The 20833-nt window shown below is 73.4% G+C and carries 19 protein-coding genes; 13 read left to right on the top strand and 6 right to left on the bottom strand.

The window, feature by feature from the left end; translation table 11 throughout:
* Nucleotides 1-135: 135 nt before the first annotated feature.
* Nucleotides 136-1785: a ribosomal protection-like ABC-F family protein gene (gene abc-f / locus ACFVFR_RS16995; protein WP_383702207.1), complete on the top strand. Its 1650-nt coding sequence runs from the start codon at nucleotides 136-138 to the stop codon at nucleotides 1783-1785.
* 67 nt (nucleotides 1786-1852) lie between these two features.
* Here the strand turns inward: abc-f and ACFVFR_RS16990 are convergent, their stop codons facing one another.
* Nucleotides 1853-2266, bottom strand: coding sequence for a hypothetical protein (locus ACFVFR_RS16990; protein ID WP_383702205.1), 414 nt, complete (start codon nucleotides 2264-2266; stop codon nucleotides 1853-1855).
* 22 nt (nucleotides 2267-2288) lie between these two features.
* On the bottom strand, nucleotides 2289-2873 hold the full coding sequence (locus ACFVFR_RS16985) for a hypothetical protein (RefSeq protein WP_383702203.1): 585 nt from the start codon (nucleotides 2871-2873) through the stop codon (nucleotides 2289-2291).
* A gap of 428 nt (nucleotides 2874-3301) precedes the next feature.
* On the opposite strand from ACFVFR_RS16985, the gene ACFVFR_RS16980 reads away from it, so the two are divergent.
* Together ACFVFR_RS16980 and ACFVFR_RS16975 are read left to right on the top strand one after the other, a co-directional pair.
* Entirely contained in the window at nucleotides 3302-3652 is a 351-nt protein-coding gene (locus ACFVFR_RS16980; RefSeq protein WP_383702201.1) for a NucA/NucB deoxyribonuclease domain-containing protein, read from the top strand.
* An 82-nt stretch (nucleotides 3653-3734) separates the two neighbouring features.
* Entirely contained in the window at nucleotides 3735-4259 is a 525-nt protein-coding gene (locus tag ACFVFR_RS16975; RefSeq protein WP_383702199.1) for a hypothetical protein, read from the top strand.
* A 62-nt stretch (nucleotides 4260-4321) separates the two neighbouring features.
* On the opposite strand, the gene ACFVFR_RS16970 is transcribed toward ACFVFR_RS16975, so the two are convergent.
* Nucleotides 4322-4600 carry a hypothetical protein gene (locus ACFVFR_RS16970; RefSeq protein WP_383702197.1) on the bottom strand — a complete coding sequence of 93 codons (279 nt, stop codon included), beginning with the start codon at nucleotides 4598-4600 and terminating at the stop codon, nucleotides 4322-4324.
* Between the two features lie 152 nt (nucleotides 4601-4752).
* On the opposite strand from ACFVFR_RS16970, the gene ACFVFR_RS16965 reads away from it, so the two are divergent.
* A complete protein-coding gene (locus ACFVFR_RS16965) occupies nucleotides 4753-5184 on the top strand; it encodes a hypothetical protein (RefSeq protein ID WP_383702195.1) in 432 nt (143 codons plus the stop codon).
* 188 nt (nucleotides 5185-5372) lie between these two features.
* Here ACFVFR_RS16965 and ACFVFR_RS16960 read toward each other — a convergent pair whose 3' ends face one another.
* Entirely contained in the window at nucleotides 5373-6614 is a 1242-nt protein-coding gene (locus ACFVFR_RS16960) for a magnesium and cobalt transport protein CorA (protein ID WP_383702193.1), read from the bottom strand.
* An 880-nt stretch (nucleotides 6615-7494) separates the two neighbouring features.
* Nucleotides 7495-8331 carry a response regulator transcription factor gene (locus ACFVFR_RS16955; RefSeq protein ID WP_383702404.1) on the bottom strand — a complete coding sequence of 279 codons (837 nt, stop codon included), beginning with the start codon at nucleotides 8329-8331 and terminating at the stop codon, nucleotides 7495-7497.
* Between the two features lie 137 nt (nucleotides 8332-8468).
* Here ACFVFR_RS16955 and ACFVFR_RS16950 point away from each other — a divergent pair, with 137 nt between their 5' ends.
* Genes ACFVFR_RS16950 through ACFVFR_RS16940 form a run of 3 tightly spaced genes read left to right on the top strand, consistent with a single transcriptional unit; the run spans nucleotide 8469 to nucleotide 13725 of the window.
* The gene (locus tag ACFVFR_RS16950) at nucleotides 8469-10139 is read left to right on the top strand and encodes an AMP-binding protein (RefSeq protein WP_383702402.1); all 1671 of its coding nucleotides are present in this window, start codon (nucleotides 8469-8471) and stop codon (nucleotides 10137-10139) included.
* Nucleotides 10136-11998 (top strand): AMP-binding protein, encoded by a 1863-nt coding sequence (locus ACFVFR_RS16945; protein ID WP_383702191.1) that lies wholly within the window; start codon nucleotides 10136-10138, stop codon nucleotides 11996-11998. The genes ACFVFR_RS16950 and ACFVFR_RS16945 overlap by 4 nt, the downstream gene beginning before the upstream one ends.
* Nucleotides 11995-13725: an AMP-binding protein gene (locus tag ACFVFR_RS16940; protein WP_383702189.1), complete on the top strand. Its 1731-nt coding sequence runs from the start codon at nucleotides 11995-11997 to the stop codon at nucleotides 13723-13725. Before ACFVFR_RS16945 ends, ACFVFR_RS16940 begins: the two co-directional genes overlap by 4 nt.
* A gap of 21 nt (nucleotides 13726-13746) precedes the next feature.
* Here ACFVFR_RS16940 and ACFVFR_RS16935 read toward each other — a convergent pair whose 3' ends face one another.
* Nucleotides 13747-14487 carry a hypothetical protein gene (locus tag ACFVFR_RS16935; protein ID WP_383702187.1) on the bottom strand — a complete coding sequence of 247 codons (741 nt, stop codon included), beginning with the start codon at nucleotides 14485-14487 and terminating at the stop codon, nucleotides 13747-13749.
* A 230-nt stretch (nucleotides 14488-14717) separates the two neighbouring features.
* Between ACFVFR_RS16935 and ACFVFR_RS16930 the strand changes: the two genes are divergently transcribed.
* From ACFVFR_RS16930 to ACFVFR_RS16905, 6 genes are all read left to right on the top strand, one after another.
* The gene (locus ACFVFR_RS16930) at nucleotides 14718-14969 is read left to right on the top strand and encodes a hypothetical protein (RefSeq protein WP_383702186.1); all 252 of its coding nucleotides are present in this window, start codon (nucleotides 14718-14720) and stop codon (nucleotides 14967-14969) included.
* A complete protein-coding gene (locus tag ACFVFR_RS16925) occupies nucleotides 14966-15346 on the top strand; it encodes a helix-turn-helix domain-containing protein (RefSeq protein WP_383702185.1) in 381 nt (126 codons plus the stop codon). Before ACFVFR_RS16930 ends, ACFVFR_RS16925 begins: the two co-directional genes overlap by 4 nt.
* A gap of 488 nt (nucleotides 15347-15834) precedes the next feature.
* Nucleotides 15835-16209 (top strand): hydroxyisourate hydrolase, encoded by a 375-nt coding sequence (gene uraH, locus ACFVFR_RS16920; protein ID WP_383702184.1) that lies wholly within the window; start codon nucleotides 15835-15837, stop codon nucleotides 16207-16209.
* Between the two features lie 5 nt (nucleotides 16210-16214).
* Nucleotides 16215-17192, top strand: a complete 978-nt coding sequence (gene pucL / locus ACFVFR_RS16915; RefSeq protein WP_383702183.1) for a factor-independent urate hydroxylase — start codon at nucleotides 16215-16217, stop codon at nucleotides 17190-17192.
* A gap of 749 nt (nucleotides 17193-17941) precedes the next feature.
* Complete coding sequence (locus ACFVFR_RS16910; protein WP_383702181.1) at nucleotides 17942-18952, top strand: LysR family transcriptional regulator; 1011 nt, start codon at nucleotides 17942-17944, stop codon at nucleotides 18950-18952.
* A 209-nt stretch (nucleotides 18953-19161) separates the two neighbouring features.
* Entirely contained in the window at nucleotides 19162-20520 is a 1359-nt protein-coding gene (locus ACFVFR_RS16905; protein ID WP_383702179.1) for a carbohydrate-binding protein, read from the top strand.
* The last annotated feature ends 313 nt before the right edge of the window (nucleotides 20521-20833 follow it).

Raw genomic sequence — 20833 nt, 5'->3', positions numbered from 1 at the left:
GAAGTGGATTGAGGCGCGCGGCGACCTCTGGTTATGGTGAGGCCATGGCTTTCCTTTTCTTCGTCTGAGTCCGGGCACGGCCCCTGTCGCCGTTTCTGCTGCCCGTAGACCCTTCGTATGCCCAGGGAAAGTCCTATGCGCGAGCGCGCCCCTGTCTCCCTGCCCACCGCCTCTGCCGTGGCGCAGCTGTCCGTCAGGTCCGTCACCAAGTCGTACGGCACCCGGACCGTTCTCGACCAGGTCTCCTTCACCGTCCGGCCGGGTGAGAAGGTCGCCGTCATCGGCGAGAACGGTTCCGGCAAGTCCACCGTGCTGCGGCTGCTCGCCGCGGCCGAGACGCCGGACACCGGCGAGGTCACCGTCCGCTTTCCCGGCGGGACCGGCCACCTCGCCCAGACCCTCGACCTCGACGCGGACCGCACCGTGCGGGACGCCGTCGACCTCGCGCTGAGCGAACTGCGCGACATGGAGCGAAGGCTCCGCGCGGCAGAGGAGTCCCTCGCCGACGCGTCGGGCGAGGAACTCTGCGCGTACGGCGCGCTGTTGATCGCGTACGAGGAGCGCGGTGGATACGCGGCGGACGCCCGCGTGGACGCCGCCCTGCACGGACTCGGGTTGGGCCGGATCACCCGCGAGCGCCCGCTCGGCTCACTGTCCGGCGGCGAGCGGGCGCGTCTCGCGCTCGCCTGCGTCCTGGCCGCCGCCCCCGAGCTGCTGCTGTTGGACGAACCGACCAACCACCTCGACGCGACGGCCGTGCGCTGGCTGGACGGACACCTGCGCGCGCACCGGGGCACCGTCGTCGCGGTCACCCACGACCGTGGCTTCCTGGAGCGCGTCGCCACCACGATCCTCGAGGTCGACCGGGACGAGCGCACCGTGCGCCGGTACGGCGACGGCTGGGCCGGCTACCGCGCCGCGCGGGCCGCCGCCCGGCGCGGGGCGGAGCAGCGGTACGCGGACTGGGTCGAGGAGGTGGCCCGTACGGAGGAACTGCTGGAGGCCGCGGGCCGGAGGCTGGCCACCACCGGCCGCGACCCGAAGCAGGGCTTCGGCAAGCACCGCCGCTCCAGCGCCGCCAAGCTCGGCGGACAGGTGCGCTCGGCGCGCGAGCGGCTGGACTGGCTGCGGCGCCACCCGGTGACACAGCCGCCGGTACCGCTGCGCTTCACCACCGCGCTGCCGTCGGCGGGCGGCGGCCCGACGGAGGGCACCCTGGCCGAACTCGACGACGTACGGGTGGGGGAGCGGCTGCGACTGGACGGGCTCCTCACGATCGAGTCCGGACAGCGCCTGCTGGTCACGGGGGAGAACGGCGCGGGCAAGACGACGCTGTTGCGCGTCCTGGCGGGCGACCTGGAGCCGGACGCGGGCACGGTGCGCCGCCCCGCCCGGATCGGCTACCTCGCCCAGGAACTGCCCGCCCGTGCCACGCGGTTGCCGCTGCTGGCCGCCTTCGCCGCCGGACGGCCCGGACCGCCGGAGGAGTACGCCGAACAGCTTCTGTCCCTGGGCCTGTTCCGGGAGCAGGACCTGCGCGTCCCGGTCGCCGCACTGTCCGTGGGTCAGCGGCGGCGACTGCGGATCGCGACCCTGGTGACCCGGCCCGCGGACCTCCTCGTACTCGACGAGCCGACCAACCACATCGCACTCGACCTGGTCGAGGACCTTCAGGCCGCGCTCGCCGCGTACCCCGGGGCGGTGGTGGCGGTCTCGCACGATCGCGACTTCCGCGCGCGCTTCGCGGCCGAGCGCCTGGAGCTGCGCGCCGGCCGCCGGTGCTGACCCCGCCCCGGCCTCGGCCCACACCCCTGAACCACCGGGTCACCACCCCTCCACCAGGACAAGGGAGTCATGACCACCTGCCTGCCCCCCCCGTCAGCGCGCCGACCGCACCGCCGCCGCCACGGGGGCGGCCGTCGCGGCCGGGCGTGAACTCGGCCTGACCGTCACCGAGCCCACGGTGCTCCACGACGTCTTCTCCGTCGTCGTCCACCTGGCGCCCGCGCCGGTCGTGGCCCGGATTCCCACCGTCCTGCCCCGCCCGGACGATCTGGCCGCCCTCGGGCGCCGCCAGCGGGACGAGCTGGAGGTCACGCGGTGGCTGGCCGACCGGGGCGTGCCCGTGATCGCGCCCAGCGCCCTGGTGCCGCGCGAACCCGTGCGGTCGTCGCGCGGCCCTGTCTCGGGTGACGACGGGGGTGCTGAGCCGTCCGTGCTTATCCACGGTGCAGTCCGTCAGACCGAAGTCCCAGTCGGTGCCCACGTGCGGGAGCTCGTGCCGAGCATCATGACCCGCCTGTCGCCCTCGCTGACGAACCGAACACGGTTGACGTAGCCCCGACGCGCCAGGGTGTGGCGGTCGATGGGAACGCCGGGCCCAGGATGATGTCGCCGGCCTCCTCGGCGTCCCCGTCCGGGGGCATGGCGCGGTCCATGGGCACGAGCAGTGTGCGCCCGCCCACTTCGATCTTCACCAGGGACCCGAGCGGCGTCTTGTCGTGGTCGACGTAGCGGTAGTGCGGCGTGTGGCCCTGACCGCGCAGCCACGCCTGGGTGGCCGCTCGCACGTACAGGTGGTCCGCGCTCGCGACGCCTCGGAAACGGCGACCGCACCCGGGCAGCAGCCCGTCGGGGTCGGGGAAGTGAGCGAAATGGCTGACGCGGACATTGCTTCGCCTGGTCAGAAGCCGCCCGCCGCAGCCGCCCAGCGGAACTCCGCACCAAAACGACATCCCACAGTACTCCGCGCGGAACTCATCGAGCTCATCGGCGTCCGTGGGGCGGAGCACCGGATCATCGGACTCGGGATGCGCCAGAACGGCCGCCTGGATCTGCCGGGTATCGCCCAAAGCCAGCCCCTTCGCCAGCACAACAGCCCTCGCGCTCGCAGCGGAAGAGGGCCCTGCGGGCGTAGGAGCTGGTGATTTACCGTCAGTCGTTCAGCCTCATGGGCGGCATGCAGAGTCGAGACGGAATGCGAAAGACCTAGCCGCCGCCGTCGGGGGCGACGCCGCCAGCCGTCCCGGTCGCCGGTATGCGCATTGCTCAGCTCTCCCCGGCGCGGACAGGCGTCGGCCCTCCCGTGGGAAGGCCGAAAAGGACGGCACGGCCAACGCCCGGACGACCTGGGCGAGCCCGAGCGGCGACCTCGGAAACGCGGATCACCGCTGGTGGCGACATGGCACCGGTTTCCGCTACGCAACAGGCCTGCGACTGAATCCCATCGGCTCGGTGCCGTCGGCGTCGAGCAGGAGCTGGTGCCGCCGCCGGCTCCTCGAGAGCGGTTTCCGGGCTGGCGTTGCCGACCGTCAGCACGGCCGTTCCGTACGGTACGCATCGAGCCGTACGGGGCAGGGGAGGGCACTACGGGCGGTACGGGGCGGGGCGCCCGCTGCACCGGCTGACCGACAAGAAGAAGGCGGAGGCCAACCGGCGCGCGGTGTGCGGCAAGATGAAGCCGGGCAAGGGCAAGCAGTCCGACGAGTACCCGTTCGCTCGCTCTCATGAGGGCGGCACCAAGCTCCCGAAGGCGAGCCGCGGGATCGCAGCGGTGCCCGCGGGCGAGCAGCGGCAGCAGGGCGGCATGCTGACCTCTTTCAACCTCAAGCAGCGCGTGCTGGAGCGCGACGCCTTCTGGGTCTCCGTTTGATCTGAACACCACTTCCACCGCGCCGCGGTCTCCGCTCCACACGGGGCGGGGGCCGCGGCGCCACATCTTTGTAGGGAGACCGATGTCCGACCAGAGGGACCTGCGAGTCAGCGTCTCGCACTCCCAGTACGTGCTGTTCACACCGGACTCCGAGCCTCTTGAACTGACGGAGGAAATGCTCACCAGCGGTAACGGACTGGTCGCGCTCAACGATGCCAGCACCTACGCCAGCGTCATGACCGGCACATCCTGGGGCAACGTGGACCTCACCATCCACATCGCACGCGAGGAACCCCCGCTACGAGGAGCAGGCTGGGACGAGATCGTCGAGGTCAGCCTGCACGTACCCGACGGGGAGCTCAGCCTCGGCGACGTCACCGCCGACTCCGTCGAGGAACTGCCCCTGCCGGCCGACCACCAGTCCCTCTGGTGGCGGGCACGCGTGCATGCGCGTGGCCGTGACGCCGCGGCGCAGAGAGGGGATGTGTGGGCCGAGGAGGGAGACCCGGTACCGGAACAGCACCTCCTGTGCCTATGGCCGGCCCCGCCGGCGCCTGAGATCCGCCACAAGCTCACCGACGAGGTCGGCACCCACACACGCACCTGACGGCGACTGAGCGACGTGCTGGGGCGCCCCCGCTGTGGGCCCACGCTGGCGAAGCCGCCCGCTCACCCGGCGCGTGGCTGGGCCGGGGTGCGGCCCAGGGAGTCGAGGGGATGGCCGAAGGTGATCTTCTCCTCGTTGTGTTCGAAGGTCATGGCGGCGGCGAGGACCCCACCGTGTCTCCCCGTGGGGTTGGCCATCGCCAAGCGCCAACGACGCCGGTCGTAGATGACCTTCTGGGCCCACCCGGAGAGCTTGGGCCGCAGCTTCTCGCCGAACGTGGACGGGCCCGCCCCGTCCTCGCCGGGTACCTGGGAGGGGACGGTGACCGGGGTGGCGTTCACCGGGCGCGCGGCACCGCGCGCTGTCCGATAAGGCGGCTTGTTGTCCGGGATCCGCAGGCGGAGGCTGAGGCGGCCTTGCCGCGCTGCCGAACCGCAGGAGTCCGGACAGGCTTGCCGGTGCGCGGTTTCTTCCTCACCAGGGAGCCGTGGATATGCGTACGTTACGGACACTTCTCGCCACTACGGGCACGGTGGCCGCTCTGGTGCTGTCGTCCACCGTGATGGCCTCGGCGGCCGAGCGTCCCTCCGGGGCCGCCAACGAAGTGACACACGTCGCGCTCGGCAACGGGGTGACCCTGCTGCTGGATGTGGACTCGCCGGAAGAGTTAGCCCCGTCCTGCCCTCGCGGTCAGTTCTGCGGGTACAGCGATCAGGCCGGACACGGACTGGCCTGGGAGTGTGGTTTCACGCCGTTGCCGTCGAACTGGAACGGCAGCGGCTGGTGGTACAACAACCTGACCGGCTCCAGGACCCGGGTACGGATGAACACCACCGGCAGCCCGTACACCACCCCTCGCGCGCCCTACCAGGACGCGACCGCCGACTGGACCCCGGTCGTCAGCCTGAACGTGTGCGTCGCCTGACGGTGCGACCGCCGCCGGGCCGTCGCAGCGGCCGGGTGGAAGCTGGCCGCGGCTCGCGGAATGGCAGGGATGCGGACGGCGTCCCGCTCTCCAGCGCCGCTCATTCTCCCCAGATTCTCCCCAGGGGTTCGGCAGAGCTCTCCGAGTCCTTCGCGTTGGCGAAAACGGTCACGTGTCGCGACTCCCCGCTACAGCCAGTCGCGCCGTTTGAAGATGAAGTACAGGCTGACGCAGACCACGGCCATCAGCACGATGGCGAACGGGTAGCCGAGCCCCCAGTGGAGTTCCGGCATCTCGTCGAAGTTCATGCCGTAGATCGTGCCGACGAGGGTGGGGGCGAACAGGATCGCCGCCCACGAGGAGATCTTCTTGATCTCCTCGTTCTGTTCGAAGCCGGCTTCGGCCAGCGCGCGCATCTCGGCGTTCTGTTGTTGGGTGACGAGGGTGGCGTTGACGGCCAGGATGTCGGTGAGGGCGGAGCGGAAGCCGTCCACGCGCTCGCTGGTGTGGGTGACGTGGTCGGCGACGTCGCGCAGGTAGCGCTGGAGTTCCTCGTCCGTGCGGTACTTGTCGAAGCCGGCCATCAGGGCCTGGAGCATGCCGACCAGGGGGCTGGCGGCGCGCTGGAACTCCACCATCTCGCGGGAGAGTTCGTAGATGCGGCGGGAGACCTCGGGGTCGCCACGGAAGACCTCGGTCTCGATCTCGTCCAGGTCGATCTGTACGCCCTCCACGACCGGGGCGTAGCCGTCGACCACGGCGTCCAGGATCGCGTACAGGACGGCCTCGGGGCCCAGGGCCAGCAGTTCCGGGGTGGACTCCATCCGGGTACGGACGGCGGACAGGTCGGGGGCGGCGCCGTGGCGGACGGTGATGACGAAGTCCGGGCCGACGAACAGGTGCAGCTCGCCGAACTCGACCTCCTCCGGGGCGTCCAGGTAGCGGGCCGCGCGCAGGACGACGAACAGGGTCTCGCCGTACCGCTCCAGCTTGGGGCGCTGGTGGGCCTCCAGGGCGTCCTCGATCGCCAGCTTGTGCAGGTCGAACTCGGCGGCCAGGGAGACCAGTTCGGCCTCGCTCGGCCGGCAGAGGCCGATCCACGCCATGCCGTCCCGCGCTTCGCGTAGCTCGCGGAAGGTGTCGGCGAGGCTGTCGGGCGAGCCGACGCGCAGGCCGTCGCGGTAGAGGGCGGCGTCGATGAGGCTGTGGGTTTCGACGGGCGCGGCGTCCTCCGGCACGGCCTCCGCCGGGTCCTGGGCCCCGGGCGCGGCGGTCGCCGGGCGGGCGGTCGGGCGCAGCCAGGAGTGGCGGCGCCCCGGGGCCGGCGGCTCGGCTCCATCGGCGGGCGTGGCGGTTCGCGGGGTGTCGCCGTGTGCGGCGCGGCGGGCGTTTCGTCCGGTCAGGGGCGTACGGTGACGGCGCTCGGCCATGGTCGGTCCTTACGGTCGCGGGCTCGGGGGACTCGGGGCGCACGCGCGAGCACCGCCCGGGGCCCGGCCCGAGGTCACGTTCGGGACCGAGGGCGGCGGGCGGCGGCGCCGCGCGGCGTACGACTGGGGGGTTCACCACTCACGGCGGCCCTCACCTCCTCCTCGCACACATGACGGAACCGTCGAACAGGATATACACCCCCATACGGGAGCGGGCGGGCCCGTCCGGTCCCGGCCGACGTGCGCCGCTGCCGCGCCGTGGGGAGGTGATCACGGGCCGCGCCGCGGTCAGCCGTCCGAGCGCGTTCCGTTGGCGACGGCCCTCACCAGCGTGTCGTGTCGTTCGTCGTGGGCGCCGGGCCCCGGGTTCAGCGCCGCGCCCGAGGGGCCCCGACCGGCGGTGCGCCCGGCACCTCGCGCGGGGCGTGGGTCGCGCGGTGCACCTCGCCGCCCAGGAGAAGCTCTCCGCGCGACGCCCTCGTGGGCAGGCCGGCGGAGCGTACGGGCTGGTGGAGCGTGTGAGCGAAGGCGCCCCGTGCGGGCGCTCCGCACCGGCGCTCCGAGCGGGACCGCGCGCGCCGGTGTGCTTCCCTACGCCCCCGCCGTCGGAGCGCGGCCCCTCCCTTGCGGCTGGGCGGGGCGCCGGGAGGGTGAGGCGCGCCGCGTCGGACCTTCGCTCGGTGCCGGTGCCGGTGCCGGCACCGCGTGCCCGCAGGCCTCCGCGCGTACGTGTCCCACGGCAGCTCCCCTCACCGGCCCACGGCCCCCCGCCACTTCGCCCATGCCCCCGCCCCGCTTCACCGCACGCCAGGACCACGCCCCCCGCCCTGCCTCACCCCAGGGCCGCGCCGCGCCCCGCAGGCCACGGCCGGGCCAGGGGTCAGGGCAGGAGACCCGCGCGGCGGGCGGAGACGACCGCCTGGAGGCGGGTGTGGGCACCCAGCTTGCGCATGGACGAGCGCAGGTAGCTCTTGACCGTCTCGGGGCGGAGCCCGAGCCGGTCGGCGGCCGTGGAGTTGGTGGCGCCCGAGGCCACGCACGCCAGTACGTCCACCTCGCGCGGGGACAGGGCGACCGGGAGCGGGGCGGGCGGGCCGGTGGGCGGTGGGGCGGCGCCGGGTGGGGCGCTGGCCAGCCGGCCGAGCACGGTGAGCAGGTCGCGGCGGAGTGCGGGGTCGTGCACGCGCTGGGCCAGTGCCCGCAACTCCCCGTGGGCCGCCCGGACCTCCTCCCACGCCGCCGGGTCGGCCTCCTGCGGGCGGCGCAGGGCGGACAGCACCCGCTGGGCCTCGTCCTGCGCCGCGTCCCGTACGGCCAGTGCCTGTTCCAGTTCGCGGGCCGCCTCGACCGCCACCGACATGGGCCGGTCTCCCAGGGCCATCGGCTGTCGCAGCGCCCCGTACAGCACCCCCCGCACCCGGCGTCGCACCACCACGGGCACCGCGAGCACGCAGCGCAGCCCCTCCTCGGCGACCGCCGCGTCGTACTCGTGGCTGATGACGCGCGAGGCGGGGTAGTCCGATACGTACACGGGGCGGGACAGGGCCATGGCCTTGCCTCCCAACCCGTTGCCGGTCGTGATGGTGAGGCCGAGCAGCACCGGGGTCGCCGTGCCCGCCAGCTCGGCGATGCGGAACTGGCGGGTCCCCTCGAACAGTCCGCCGAACGCGACCGGCAGCCCGCCACCCCGTCGCATCCGCCCGAGCGCGGACCGCATGTCCACGGCGCCGTATGCATCCACCACCGACACCTCCCCCTCAATACCGTCACCCCCGTCCGGGGGTAGTGAGACTCAGATCACTCGTCGCACGATGCTAGCGAGCGCTTTGGCAATGAGGAGGACATGTGGCGGCAATCAGTCCGACCGAAGAGTTCCGAGCGGCGCGGGACTTCCTGCTCCACCACCGGGAGGACTACGCGGCTGCCTACGCCGGGTTCCAGTGGCCGCGTCCTGACACCTTCAACTGGGCGCTGGACTGGTTCGACCCGCTGGCCGAGCGGGTGGACCGCACGGCCCTGCACATCGTCGAGGAGGACGGCACGCAGGTCCGGCTCTCCTTCGCCGAGCTGCGCACCCGCTCCGACCAGGTGGCCAACTGGCTGCGGGCGCAGGGCGTGCGGGCCGGCGACCGCGTGGTGGTGATGCTCGGGAACCAGGCCGAGCTGTGGGAGACGGCGCTGGCCGCCATGAAGCTGCGCGCCGTGGTCATTCCCGCCACGCCGCTGCTGGGCCCGGCCGACCTCGCCGACCGGATCGAGCGGGGCGGGGCCCGGCACGTCATCGCCCGCGCGCTGGACGCCGGCAAGTTCGCCGACGTGCCCGGCGACTACACGCGGATCGTGGTGGGCGCCACGGGCGAGGCGCCGGGGTGGCTCGACTACGCGGACACCCACGAGGCCCCGACCGACTTCACCCCGGACGGGCCGACCCGCTCCAGCGACTCCCTGATGCTGTACTTCACCTCCGGCACCACGGCCAAGCCCAAGCTCGTCGAGCACACGCACATCTCGTATCCCGTCGGCCACCTGGCCACCATGTACTGGATCGGTCTGCGGCCGGGCGACGTCCACCTGAACATCTCCTCGCCGGGCTGGGCCAAGCACGCGTGGTCCAACCTCTTCGCCCCGTGGAACGCCGAGGCGACCGTCTTCGTCTTCAACTACACCCGCTTCGACGCGGGCCGGCTGATGGCCGAGATGGACCGCTGCGGCGTCACCACCTTCTGTGCCCCGCCCACCGTGTGGCGCATGCTCATCCAGGCCGACCTGGGCGCCCTGCGCTCCGCTCCGCGCGAGGCCGTGGCGGCGGGCGAGCCGCTGAACCCCGAGGTCATCGAGCAGGTGCGGCGGGACTGGGGGGTGACCATCCGGGACGGATTCGGGCAGACCGAGACGGCCGTGCAGGTCGCCAACACGCCCGGTCAGCCCCTCAAGACCGGTTCCATGGGCCGGCCCACGCCCGGCTTCGCCGTGGCCCTGCTCGACCCGGTCACCGGCGCCCCGGCCGACGAGGGCGAGATCAGTCTCGACCTGTCCGCCCACCCGGTGGGGCTGATGACCGGGTACGCCGGCGACCCGGAGCGCACCGCCGAGGCCATGGCCGGCGGCTACTACCGCACCGGTGACATCGGCGCGCGCGACGCGGACGGCTACATCACCTACGTGGGTCGGGCCGACGACGTGTTCAAGGCGTCCGACTACAAGATCTCGCCGTTCGAGCTGGAGAGCGCGCTGCTCGAACACGAGGCGGTCGCCGAGGCGGCCGTGGTGCCCGCGCCGGACCCGGTCCGGCTGGCCGTGCCCAAGGCGTACGTGGTGCTGGCCGAGGGCTGGGAGCCCGGGCCCGACACCGCCAAGGCCCTGTTCGCGCACTCGCGCGCGGTGCTCGCGCCCTACAAGCGGGTCCGCCGCATCGAGTTCGCCGACCTGCCCAAGACCGTTTCCGGCAAGATCCGCCGCATCGAGCTGCGCGAGCGCACCGCCCAGGGGGGCGGCGCCGCCGAATACCGTGAGGAGTCCTCATGACCGGCCCCGCCAGGACCCGTCGGAGCACCGATCCCGCCAGCCCCGCCAACAGTGCGCCCGCGCCCGCGACCAAGGGGGCCACCGCCCGGTCGGGCGCGGGGCGCCCCGCGCCCGCCGCCGGCCAGAGCCCGACACCGGGCCGCGTGGAGTCGGGCCAGTCGCCGCCCGAGCTCTCCTACGCCAGCGGCCCCGCCGAGACGCCGCTGATCGGCGAGACCATCGGCGCCAACCTGGACGCCACCATCGCCCGCTTCGGCGACCGCGAGGCGCTGGTGGACATGGCCAGCGGGCGGCGTTGGACGTACACCGAGCTCGGGCGGGCGGTGGACGAGGTCGCGCTCGGCCTGCTCGCCAAGGGCGTCGGCAAGGGCGACCGGGTCGGCATCTGGGCGATCAACTGCCCGGAGTGGGTGCTGACGCAGTACGCGACGGCCAGGATCGGCGCGATCATGGTCAACATCAACCCGGCCTACCGCGTGCACGAGCTGCGCTACGTCCTGGACCAGGCCGGCATCCAGGTCCTGATCGCCTCCACCGAGCACAAGAGCAGCGACTACCGGCGCATGGTCGAGCAGGTGCGCGCCGACTGCAAGGCGCTGCGCGACGTGGTCTACATCGGTGATTCGACCTGGGACGGCCTGGTACGAGCCGGGACCGGGGTCCCGGTCGAGCGGCTCGCCGCGCGACAGGCCAAGCTGAGCTGCGACGACCCCATCAACATCCAGTACACCTCGGGCACCACGGGCTTCCCCAAGGGCGCCACCCTCTCGCACCACAACATCCTCAACAACGGCTTCTTCGTGGGCGACCTGATCCGCTACACCGAGGCGGACCGGGTGTGCGTGCCGGTGCCCTACTACCACACCTTCGGCATGGTCATGGGTAATCTCGCGGCCACCAGCCACGGTGCCTGTGTGGTCATCCCGGCGCCCACCTTCGACGCGGTGGCCACCCTGCACGCGGTCGAACGGGAGCGGTGCACCTCGCTGTACGGGGTGCCGACGATGTTCATCGCCGAGCTCAACCTGCCCGACTTCGCCACCTACGACCTGTCCTCGCTGCGTACCGGCATCATGGCCGGCTCGCCGTGCCCGGTGGAGGTGATGCGCCGGGTGGTCGCCGAGATGCACATGGACGAGGTCGCCATCGCGTACGGCATGACCGAGACGTCCCCGGTGTCCACGCAGACCCGCGTCGAGGACGACCTAGAGCGGCGCACCGCGACCGTGGGCCGGGTGATGCCGCACATCGAGGTCAAGATCATCGACCCGGCCACCGGGGTGACCGTGCCCCGGGGCGAGGCCGGTGAACTGTGCACCCGTGGCTACTCGGTGATGCTCGGCTACTGGGACCAGCCCGAGCGCACCGCCGAGGCGATCGACGCGGCGCGCTGGATGCACACCGGGGACCTGGCGGTGATGCGCGAGGACGGGTACGTCCAGATCGTGGGCCGGATCAAGGACATGATCATCCGGGGCGGGGAGAACGTGTACCCCCGCGAGATCGAGGAGTTCCTCTACTCGCACCCGAAGATCGCCGACGTGCAGGTGGTGGGCGTGCCGGACGAGAAGTACGGCGAGGAGATCGCCGCCTGCGTCATCCTGCGCGACCCGGCCAACCCGCTCACCCGCGACGAGTTGGCCCGCTTCTGCCGGGGCCGCCTCGCGCACTACAAGGTGCCCCGCTACCTGCGGGTGGTCGACGCCTTCCCGATGACCGTCAGCGGCAAGGTCCGCAAGATGGAACTGCGCGACGAGGTCGCCCGCTCGCTGACCCCCGAGCGGCCCCCGGCCCCACCCGCCGAACCCGCCGCGCCCGCCCCGCGCCGCTCGGTCGCCGAGGGGGCCCGCCGGTCATGACCCTCTCGTACGCGAGCGGCACCGGCGGCGCGCTGGCGCTGACCGGACAGACCATCGGTGCCGCGCTGGCCGCCACGGTCGCGCGACACGGCGCGAGCGAGGCGCTGGTGGACGTGGCGACCGACCGCCGCTGGAGCTATGCCGCACTGGACCGGTCGGTGGCCGAGGTGGCGCGGGGGCTGCTCGCGTACGGCGTGGCGGCGGGCGAGCGGGTCGGCATCTGGGCGCCGAGCGGCGCCGAGTGGGTGCTGGTCCAGCTCGCCGCCGCCCGCGTGGGGGCCATCCTGGTCAGCCTCAACCCGGCTTACGGCAGCGAGGAGTTGGCGTACGCGTTGCGGCAGTCGGGCACGAGCGTGCTGGTCGCCGCCACGGGCGAGCACCGGGGCGCCGACCGGGAGGCCGTGGTGCGCGCGGCGCGGGCCCAGTGCCCCCGGCTGCGCGAGGTGGTGCACCTGGGCCGGGCGTCCTGGGCGGCGTTACTCGCGGCGGGCCGGCCGTCGGGCGCGGGGGGAACCGACGCGGACGGCGGTGTGGACGGCGGCGCCGGGGGCGGTGGCACGGCGCGCGTGGCCGACGCCGCGGCGGACGAACTGGCCGCCCGGGAAGCCGCGTTGAGCTGCGACGACCCGATCAACATCCAGTACACCTCGGGCACCACCGGTCGCCCCAAGGGCGCGACCCTCTCCCACCACAGCATCCTCAACAACGCCCGCGTCACCGCCGCGTCGCTGCGCTACACCGAGCGCGACCGCGTCTGCCTGCCGGTGCCGCTCTACCACACCTTCGGCATGGTCGTCGGCGTGCTGGCCGCCGTCAGCCACGGTGCCTGCGTCGTCCTCCCCGCCCCGTCCTTCGACCCGGCCGCCACGCTGCGCGCCGTCGAACGGGAGCGGTGCACCGCGCTGTACGGGGTGCCGACGATGTTCATCGCCGAGCTCCACCACCCCGACTTCGCCCGCTACGACCTGTCGACGCTACGCACCGGCATCGTGGGCGGCTCGCCCTGCCCGGCCGAGGTGGTGCGGCGGGTCATCGGCGAGATGCACCTGTCCGAGATCAGCGTCGCCTACGGGATGACCGAAACCTCGCCGATCGCCACCCAGACCCCGCTGCCCGAGCCGGGCGAGGACGCGCGGTCGCTGCTGGAGCGTCGCACGCGCACCGTCGGCGTCGCGCATCCGCACCTGGAGCTGAAGGTCGTCGATCCCGGCACCGGGCTGACCGTGCCCCGGGGCGAGCGCGGCGAGCTGTGCGTACGCGGCTACTCGGTGATGCTCGGCTACTGGGCGGATCCCGAGCGCACGGCGGAGGCGATCGACGCGGCGCGCTGGATGCACACCGGGGACCTGGCGGTGATGCGCGAGGACGGGTACGTGCGGATCGTGGGCCGGATCAAGGACATGATCATCCGGGGTGGGGAGAACGTGTACCCCCGCGAGATCGAGGAGTTCCTGCACACGCATCCCAAGGTCGCCGACGTGCAGGTGGTGGGCGTGCCGGACGAGAAGTACGGCGAGGAGATCGCCGCCTGCGTCATCCTGGCGCCGGGCGCCACGGAACTGACCGTGGCCGAGGTCGCCGCGTACTGCGACGGCCGCCTCGCGCGGTACAAGACCCCGCGCCTGGTACGGGTCGTCGACGCCTTCCCGCTCACGGCCAGTGGCAAGGTGCGCAAGGCGGACCTGCGTACGGAGACCGTCAACACCCTGCGACGTCAGGGTGGTTGAGCGCGTCGGCGGCGCGGTGGATCACACCTCCGGCGGGCCCATCCGGATCAGGTCGTCGGCCGGGTCGTTGACCGGCTGCGGAGTGCCGGTGAGGTCCATGACGAACAGCGGCAGATAGAGCTCGTCGGCGCGGGTTCGCGCGATGCGCGCGTATCCCGCCAGCGAGAAGAAGACACTGACGGCGGCCTCGCTCAGGCCGTGCAGCCACAGGCACTCCACGTCCCGCACCCCGGTGGGTCGGGTCGTGGGGTCGACCTGGGCGACCAGGCCCGGGCCGCGCAGGTCGACCCCGGAGGGGGCGCGGTCCTCCACCCGGCGCAGGCTGGTGAAGCCGAGCCACTTCAAATACTGCGCGGCGGCCGTCACCACGTCGCGGCCGGTACGGATGGTCACCGGCTGGAAGGCCGGGCGCAGCACGGCCGAGCTGGGCGCGGGGTGGGCGACGGCGGCTCCCGAGGCGCCGGCGCCACCGGTGGGCGCGAGGCGGCTGCCGCTCTCCTCCGGCGCCTCGGCCACCGGAAGCTGGACGACGGTGCCGCACGGGCAGCCCAGTTCGGGCTGTGGCCAGTGGTCTCTGCGCCCGCAGGAGTGGCAGCGCACGGCGACCCAGGAGTCCTCCCAGGTGCGGTGGCGCAGTCGGGCCACCGGGCCGGCCAGGATCGGCACGGTCAGCGGCGCACCGCATGCGCAGGGAAAGGTGGGCGGCGTGAACGAGTGCTCACGGCTGCACGCCGGGCACCGCACCGGCACGCTCTTGGCCATCGTCGGCTCCAGCAGGACGGGTGGAACGGGGGGATAGGTACGGTCCTATCGTCCACGATGCGGGGGGTGTTGGGGAGACGGCGAGCGGGTTTCGGCCGCGATCGCCCGCGCGGCCGACGGCCCGGCGCCCGGGCCCCGGGGGCGAACGGACGCTTCCGCCGGTAGGAGTTGAGCCACCGCCGGTGGGCGCGCGGCGTCGGGTGGTGGCGCCGCGCAGTAGGTTGGGCCGGGTGAGACTCAGGGTTGAATTCACCACCGAGCCCTTCGACCTGGACCAGCGGCCCGCGCACGCGCTGGTGGCCCAGGAGGTCGTACGGGAGGCCGATCGGGGCAGGGTTGACGTCGGCCCGTTCGGCGACACCGTCGAGGGGCGGCCCGAGGCCGTCCTGGCGACCGTGGACACGCTGGTGCGCGGGTCCCTCAAGGCCGGCGCGACCCGGGTGTCGGTGCGGGCCGACGTGGTGGGGGAGGGGGAGGCGTGACCGAGGTCGGGGACCACCCGTTCGTCGCGGCGGTCAAGCCGCTCATCGACGCGATGGGTGGCGAGATGATGCCGCCCGAACGGGCCCACGGCGACGACGTCGTGCTCTCCTGGGAGGGGCGGGAGGTGCTCGCGGTGCGGCTGCCCCACCTGTCCGACTCGCTCGACCACATCCTGGCCGACCTGGAGCGGCGGCACGGCATGCCGCTCGCGGACCTGGACCGCAAGACCAAACAGTCGGTGGTGCGCGCCCTGGAGGCGCGCGGCGCCTTCTCCGTACGCCATGGCGTGGAGACGGTCGCCACCGCGCTCGGCGTCAGCCGCTTCACCGTCTACAACTACCTGAACAGGGAGAACGCCAACCGGGCCGGCGGGTAGTGCCCCGCTCGCCCGCAGGTCCTGGCCGCCGGTCCGAACCCGGGTCGGCGGCACGCTTGGTGAGAGGGCGTCAGCGGGACTTTCAACATACTGTTGACGGCGGGTGGTGTGGGTCCTGGCTGCCCGCGAGCACCATGCGACCGTGCGCGCGCACGCCCCCCGCGCCGGCCGCGCTCCCACGACCCACGCGCGCCCCGGCCACCCGCCGACGGCTCGCCGACCGCCGGACCCGACGCGGCACGCGCGCCCCCCCCGCCGCGTACGGCCCCCCGGGCGCCGGCCGGTCAGCTCCTGACGGCCATCCGGGAGCGGATCGGCAACACGCCGCGCCGGGAGCGCGCCCCCGGCCGCGCCGATCCGGGCAAGATCAACCGCGTACGGCCGGCCCCCTGCTGGCCGACCCGGCCGCCACCACCACGGGGCGCGCCGCCGGGCCCGCCGCGTCGTGCGAGCGGGGCCGGGCCCCCACGGGAACGAGGAGTCAGCGCATGGGCGAACGCCACCCGGCACGGCCTGCCGACACATCGGTCACCACCCACGTCCTGGACACCAGCCTCGGCCGACCGGCCACCTCGGTCGGCGTCGAACTGTCCACCCGATCCTCACCCGACGCGGCCTGGACCGCGCACGCCAGGGCGCTCACGGACGCCGACGGCCGCTGTACGGGCCTGCCGGCGCTGCCCGTGGGCACCGCGCAGGCCCGGCTGCGCTTCGACGTGGGGCCCCACCTGGCCGCGACTCCCGCCACCGGCGGGGCGTTCTTCCCGGAGGTGGCCGTCGCCTTCGCCGTCGTGCCCGGCGAGCACTACCACGTACCCCTGCTGCTCAACCCGTTCGGCTACTCCGTGTACCGAGGGAGCTGACCGCCGTGTCCGCCTCACCCGCGCACCGCCGCACCGCCCCCGGCCGCCCCGGGGCCGCGGTCCTGGGCCAGAACCAGTACGGCAAGGCCGAGAGCCGGGTCGTGAGGATCACCCGGGAGGGCGCCACCCACCACATCAGGGACCTGAGCGTCTCGGTCGCCCTGCGGGGCGACCTGACGGAGGCCCACCTGTCGGGCGACAACGCCAACGTGCTGCCCACCGACACCGTCAAGAACACCGTGTTCGCCTTCGCCAGGGAACACGGCATCACCTCCCCCGAGCAGTTCGGCATCCACCTCGCCCGCCACTTCGTCACCAACCAACGGGCGATCACCTCGGCGCGCGTCCGGATCGAGGAGTACGCCTGGGAGCGCATCGAGACTTCCGAGCGCGGCACCCGCTTCGTCGGCGGCGACCAGGTCAGGCACTCCTTCGTCCGCTCGGGGCAGGAGGTGCGCACCGCGCAGGTCAGCTACGACGGCCAGAACTGGGAGATGATCTCCGGGCTCGCCGGCCTCACCGTCCTCAACTCCACCAACTCCGAGTTCCGGGGCTACGTCAGGGACCGGTACACGACCCTGCGCGAGACGTACGACCGCATCCTGGCCACCGACGTCCACGCGCTGTGGCGCTACGCCTGGCACCGCGACGTGGACCGGATGCCACGGTGGGAGCACGCCTACGCGGGGGCCCGTACGCACCTGCTCCAGGCGTTCGCCGAGACCTACAGCCTCTCCCTGCAACAGACCCTCTACCACATGGGATCCCGGGTGATCGACAGCGGACCCGAGGTGGACGAGATCCGCCTCTCGCTGCCCAACAAGCACCACTTCCTGGTGGACCTCGAACCGTTCGGCCTCACCAACGCCGGCCCGGACGGCGCCGTCTACCACGCCACCGACCGCCCGTACGGCCTGATCGAGGCGACCGTGCTGCGCGAGGGGGCCACCCAGTCGATCCCGCCGGACCTCACCCACCCCTGACCGGCGACATACCTCAACACCGAGCTCCGGTAGGCGCGGGGGAGCGACAGGGGTGATGCGCACCGTCGCCCCACCACCCCGACTCCTCGCCCCCGTGGCCGCTCCCCGGCACCTGCCCTCCCGGGCGTCGGGCACCTCGCCCCCCGCCCCGGCGGTGTCGGCCCGTACCGCTCGCTCCGTCCCGACGACACGGAGAGCCCCCCACGACAGCGTCACCACCCCCACCAGGTCCGGCCGCCCGTGCCCGCGACCCACGGTTCGTGGCGGGCCCGGCGGGCGGCCCGGCCCGCAGCGTGAGCGGGAACTGAGCCGTCGCGACCGTGGACGCCCGGGACCCCGCGTACGCGTCGGGCCACGTGGTCGCCGCCGGCGACCGCGTCGCGGCGGTGGGCGCGGGGCCCGCCCCGCCGACCTGTCGGACGTCGCCCGCCGCGTGGACGGCACGGGCCGCCCGGTCACCCCCGGACTCGCCGACACCCACCACTTCCACCAGCCGCTCACCCGGGGCCCGCCCCGGCGGGCGCTCCCCAGCTCTCGACGGCGCCCCCGACGCCTGCGGGCCACCCGGGGAATACGCCTCGCCCAGGGCCCCACCTCGCCCGACGGCTTCACCTCGCCCGTCGGCGCTGGCCGGCGTCGACCATGGCCCCGGGCGGGCTGCGGGTAGGCCCCGGGCGGGCCACGCGTTCGGCCGTACTGGTCTGGACCTGGGTATTGTCCCGGGCGTACCACGGGGTCAAGCTCGCACCATGGACCTGGAGATGCGGCATCTGAGGGCGATCCGGACGATAGCCGAAGCGGGCAGCCTCACCCGGGCGGCCGCCACGCTCGGGCTCGCCCAACCCGCGCTGAGCGCGCAGTTGAAACGGATCGAGAGCGCCCTGGGCGGGCGGCTGTTCGAGCGGGGTCGGTACGGGGTGCGGACCACCGCGCTGGGCGACTTCGTCCTGGACCGTGCCCGCATCCTGCTGCCCGCCGTCGGCCAGCTCCAGCGCGAGGCCGTGCGCCTGACCCAGGACGGCGAGCGGGCGCCCGACTTCCGGCTCGGCGGCACCCACGGCCCGCTGCTGGGCGCCGTCGTGGACCGGCTGGCCGACGCCCACCCGGGGGTACAGGTGACCACGCGTATCGCCTGGTCGGACCGGGAGATCGCGGCCTCGGTCGCCGACGGGCGCCTGAACTTCGCCCTCATCGGTACCTGCGGCGAGAGCACCCCGCCCGAGCCGGACCGGCTGGTCTGGCGACAGTTCGCGGTCGATCCGATCTTCGTCATGCTCAGCGACCACCACCCGTTAGCGGCCCGCCCCGAGGTGGACCTGGCCGAACTCGCCGAGGAGGCGTGGGCCGTGGTGCCCGGCGACGGCTGTTTCGGCGAGTGCTTCACCGCCGCGTGCGCCCGCGCGGGCTTTCGCCCCGGGCCCCTGTATGAGACGGACATCGCCTCGTGCGTCTACCTCGCCCAGGTCGGCCGCGCCGTCGGGCTGTGCCGCGCCACCCTGCCCACCCCGCCCGGGATGGTGACCCGCCCCCTGGCCGGTACGCCGCTGATGTGGCGCCACCTGATTGGCTGGGACCCCTATGGCCCGGGGGTCGGCGTGGCCTCCGAAGTGGTGGCGCACGCGCACACGGCCCACACCGAGGCCGCCGCGCGCAGCGAGAGTTACGCCGCCTGGCTCGCCACGCGCGGGGCCAGCCTGTGGGGTCCGGCGTCGGACGTGGAGCCCGCCGGGTCCCTGCCCGGCGACAGGTCGCTGGCATGACGGGCCGGTGGGGCGGCATGGCGCGGCGGGACGGGAGTGGGGGCGAGAGCGGTCACCCCCGGCGTCCGGGTGATCCGTCGTGGCCTGCGACGATCTCCGTACCGCCACAGGTCCATACCGCGATGCAGGGGGAAATCTGGAATCTTCTGCGGGGCAGAACGCGCCACCTACGGTTTCGCCAACCCCCACCGAAACCGAGGAGACACCCCATGCCCCACAGACACGCCTCCATCGCGTGTGCCGCGGCAGCGGCGGTCGGCGCCCTCGCCCTCAGCCTGCTGCCTGGCACCGCGTCCGCCCGGTCGGCCGACTCCGCGCCCGCCCCGACGGCGGCGGAGACCCTGCGCGTCGCCGACACCTCGCCCGCCGTCCTCGCTGCCATGCAGCGCGACCTGGGCCTGAGCAGCCCGGCGCAGGCCAAGGAGCGGCTGGCCAACGAGGCCGACGCCGGCGCGCTGGCCGGTCGCCTCCAGCAGTCCCTGGGCGGCGACTTCGCCGGCGCCTGGGTCAGCGGCGCCGAGTCCGGCACGCTGACCGTCGCCACCACCGACCGCGCGGAACTGGCCGACATCACCGCCAAGGGCGCCAAGGCCCGCCTGGTCTCGCACACGCTCGCCGAGCTGGACGCCGCCAAGGCCAAGCTTGACCGTGCCGCGGTCAAGAACAGCTCGGTGGACGCCCCGTACTGGTCGGTGGACGTGCGGACCAACGCCGTCGTCGTGCACGCGGTCAAGCCGGCCGCCGCGAACAAGCTGATCTCCGCCAGTGGTGTGGACCGCGGCCTGGTGCGCGTCGCGTCCATCGCCGAGAGCCCGCGCCCGCTGTACGACATCCGGGGCGGCGACGCGTACTACATGGGCAGCGGCGGTCGCTGCTCGGTGGGCTTCGCGGTCACCCGTGGCACCACGGAGGGCTTCGCGACCGCGGGTCACTGTGGTCGCGCCGGCACCACCACCAGCGGCTTCAACCAGGTCAGCCAGGGCTCCTTCCAGGCGTCCACCTTCCCCGGCCGGGACACGGCCTGGGTGGCGGCCAACAGCAACTGGAAGGCCACGCCGTACGTGGCGGGCCAGGGCCAGAACGTCAAGGTCGCGGGCTCGACCCAGTCGGCCGTCGGCGCCTCGATCTGCCGTTCCGGTTCCACCACCGGTTGGCACTGCGGCACCATCACCCGGCACAACACCAGCGTCACCTACCCCGAGGGCACGATCAGCGGCGTGACCGAGACGACGGTCTGCGCCGAGCCCGGTGACTCCGGCGGCTCCTACATCTCCGGCAGCCAGGCGCAGGGCGTCACCTCCGGTGGCTCCGGCGACTGCCGCACCGGTGGCACCACCTTCCACCAGCCCATCAACCCGCTGATCCAGGGCTACGGGCTGACCCTGAAGACCGACGACGGCGGTGGCCCCGGCCCGGGCCCGGGCGAGGGTACCTGGGCGGCCGGCACCACCTACAACGCCGGTGACCAGGTCACCTACAACGGCTCCACCTACCGCTGCCTCCAGCCGCACCAGGCCCAGCCCGGCTGGGACCCGGTGAGCGCTCCGGCGCTGTGGCAGCGCGTCTGATCCAACCCCCGTGGCGAGCGGCCCACGCGCCGCGGCCGAGCCGGCCCGACCGGCCACCGCGCACGTGAGCTGACCGGCCGACAGGCGCCCCCGGCGCCCCGGCCCCAGACCATCGCCGAGGGAGAAACGGGCGGTGCGGGACAGAGGGGTCCCGCACCGCCCGGCCCACCGGGTACGACCCACGCGGTACGACCCCACTGACACGAGGGCCCGGCCCCGCCGGGGCCGGGGCCGGCCGCCCCCCCCCCCCCCCGCCCCCCCCGGGGGGTGTAAACCAAGACCGCACCCCGAGGCCAGGTAGCGACGGGGGTTG

The sequence above is a fragment of the Streptomyces sp. NPDC057702 genome (assembly GCF_042799315.1).
Lineage (GTDB): Bacteria > Actinomycetota > Actinomycetes > Streptomycetales > Streptomycetaceae > Streptomyces.
The sequence above is the reverse complement of the archived record's forward strand: the minus strand, read 5'-3'. Positions and strand labels throughout refer to the sequence as shown.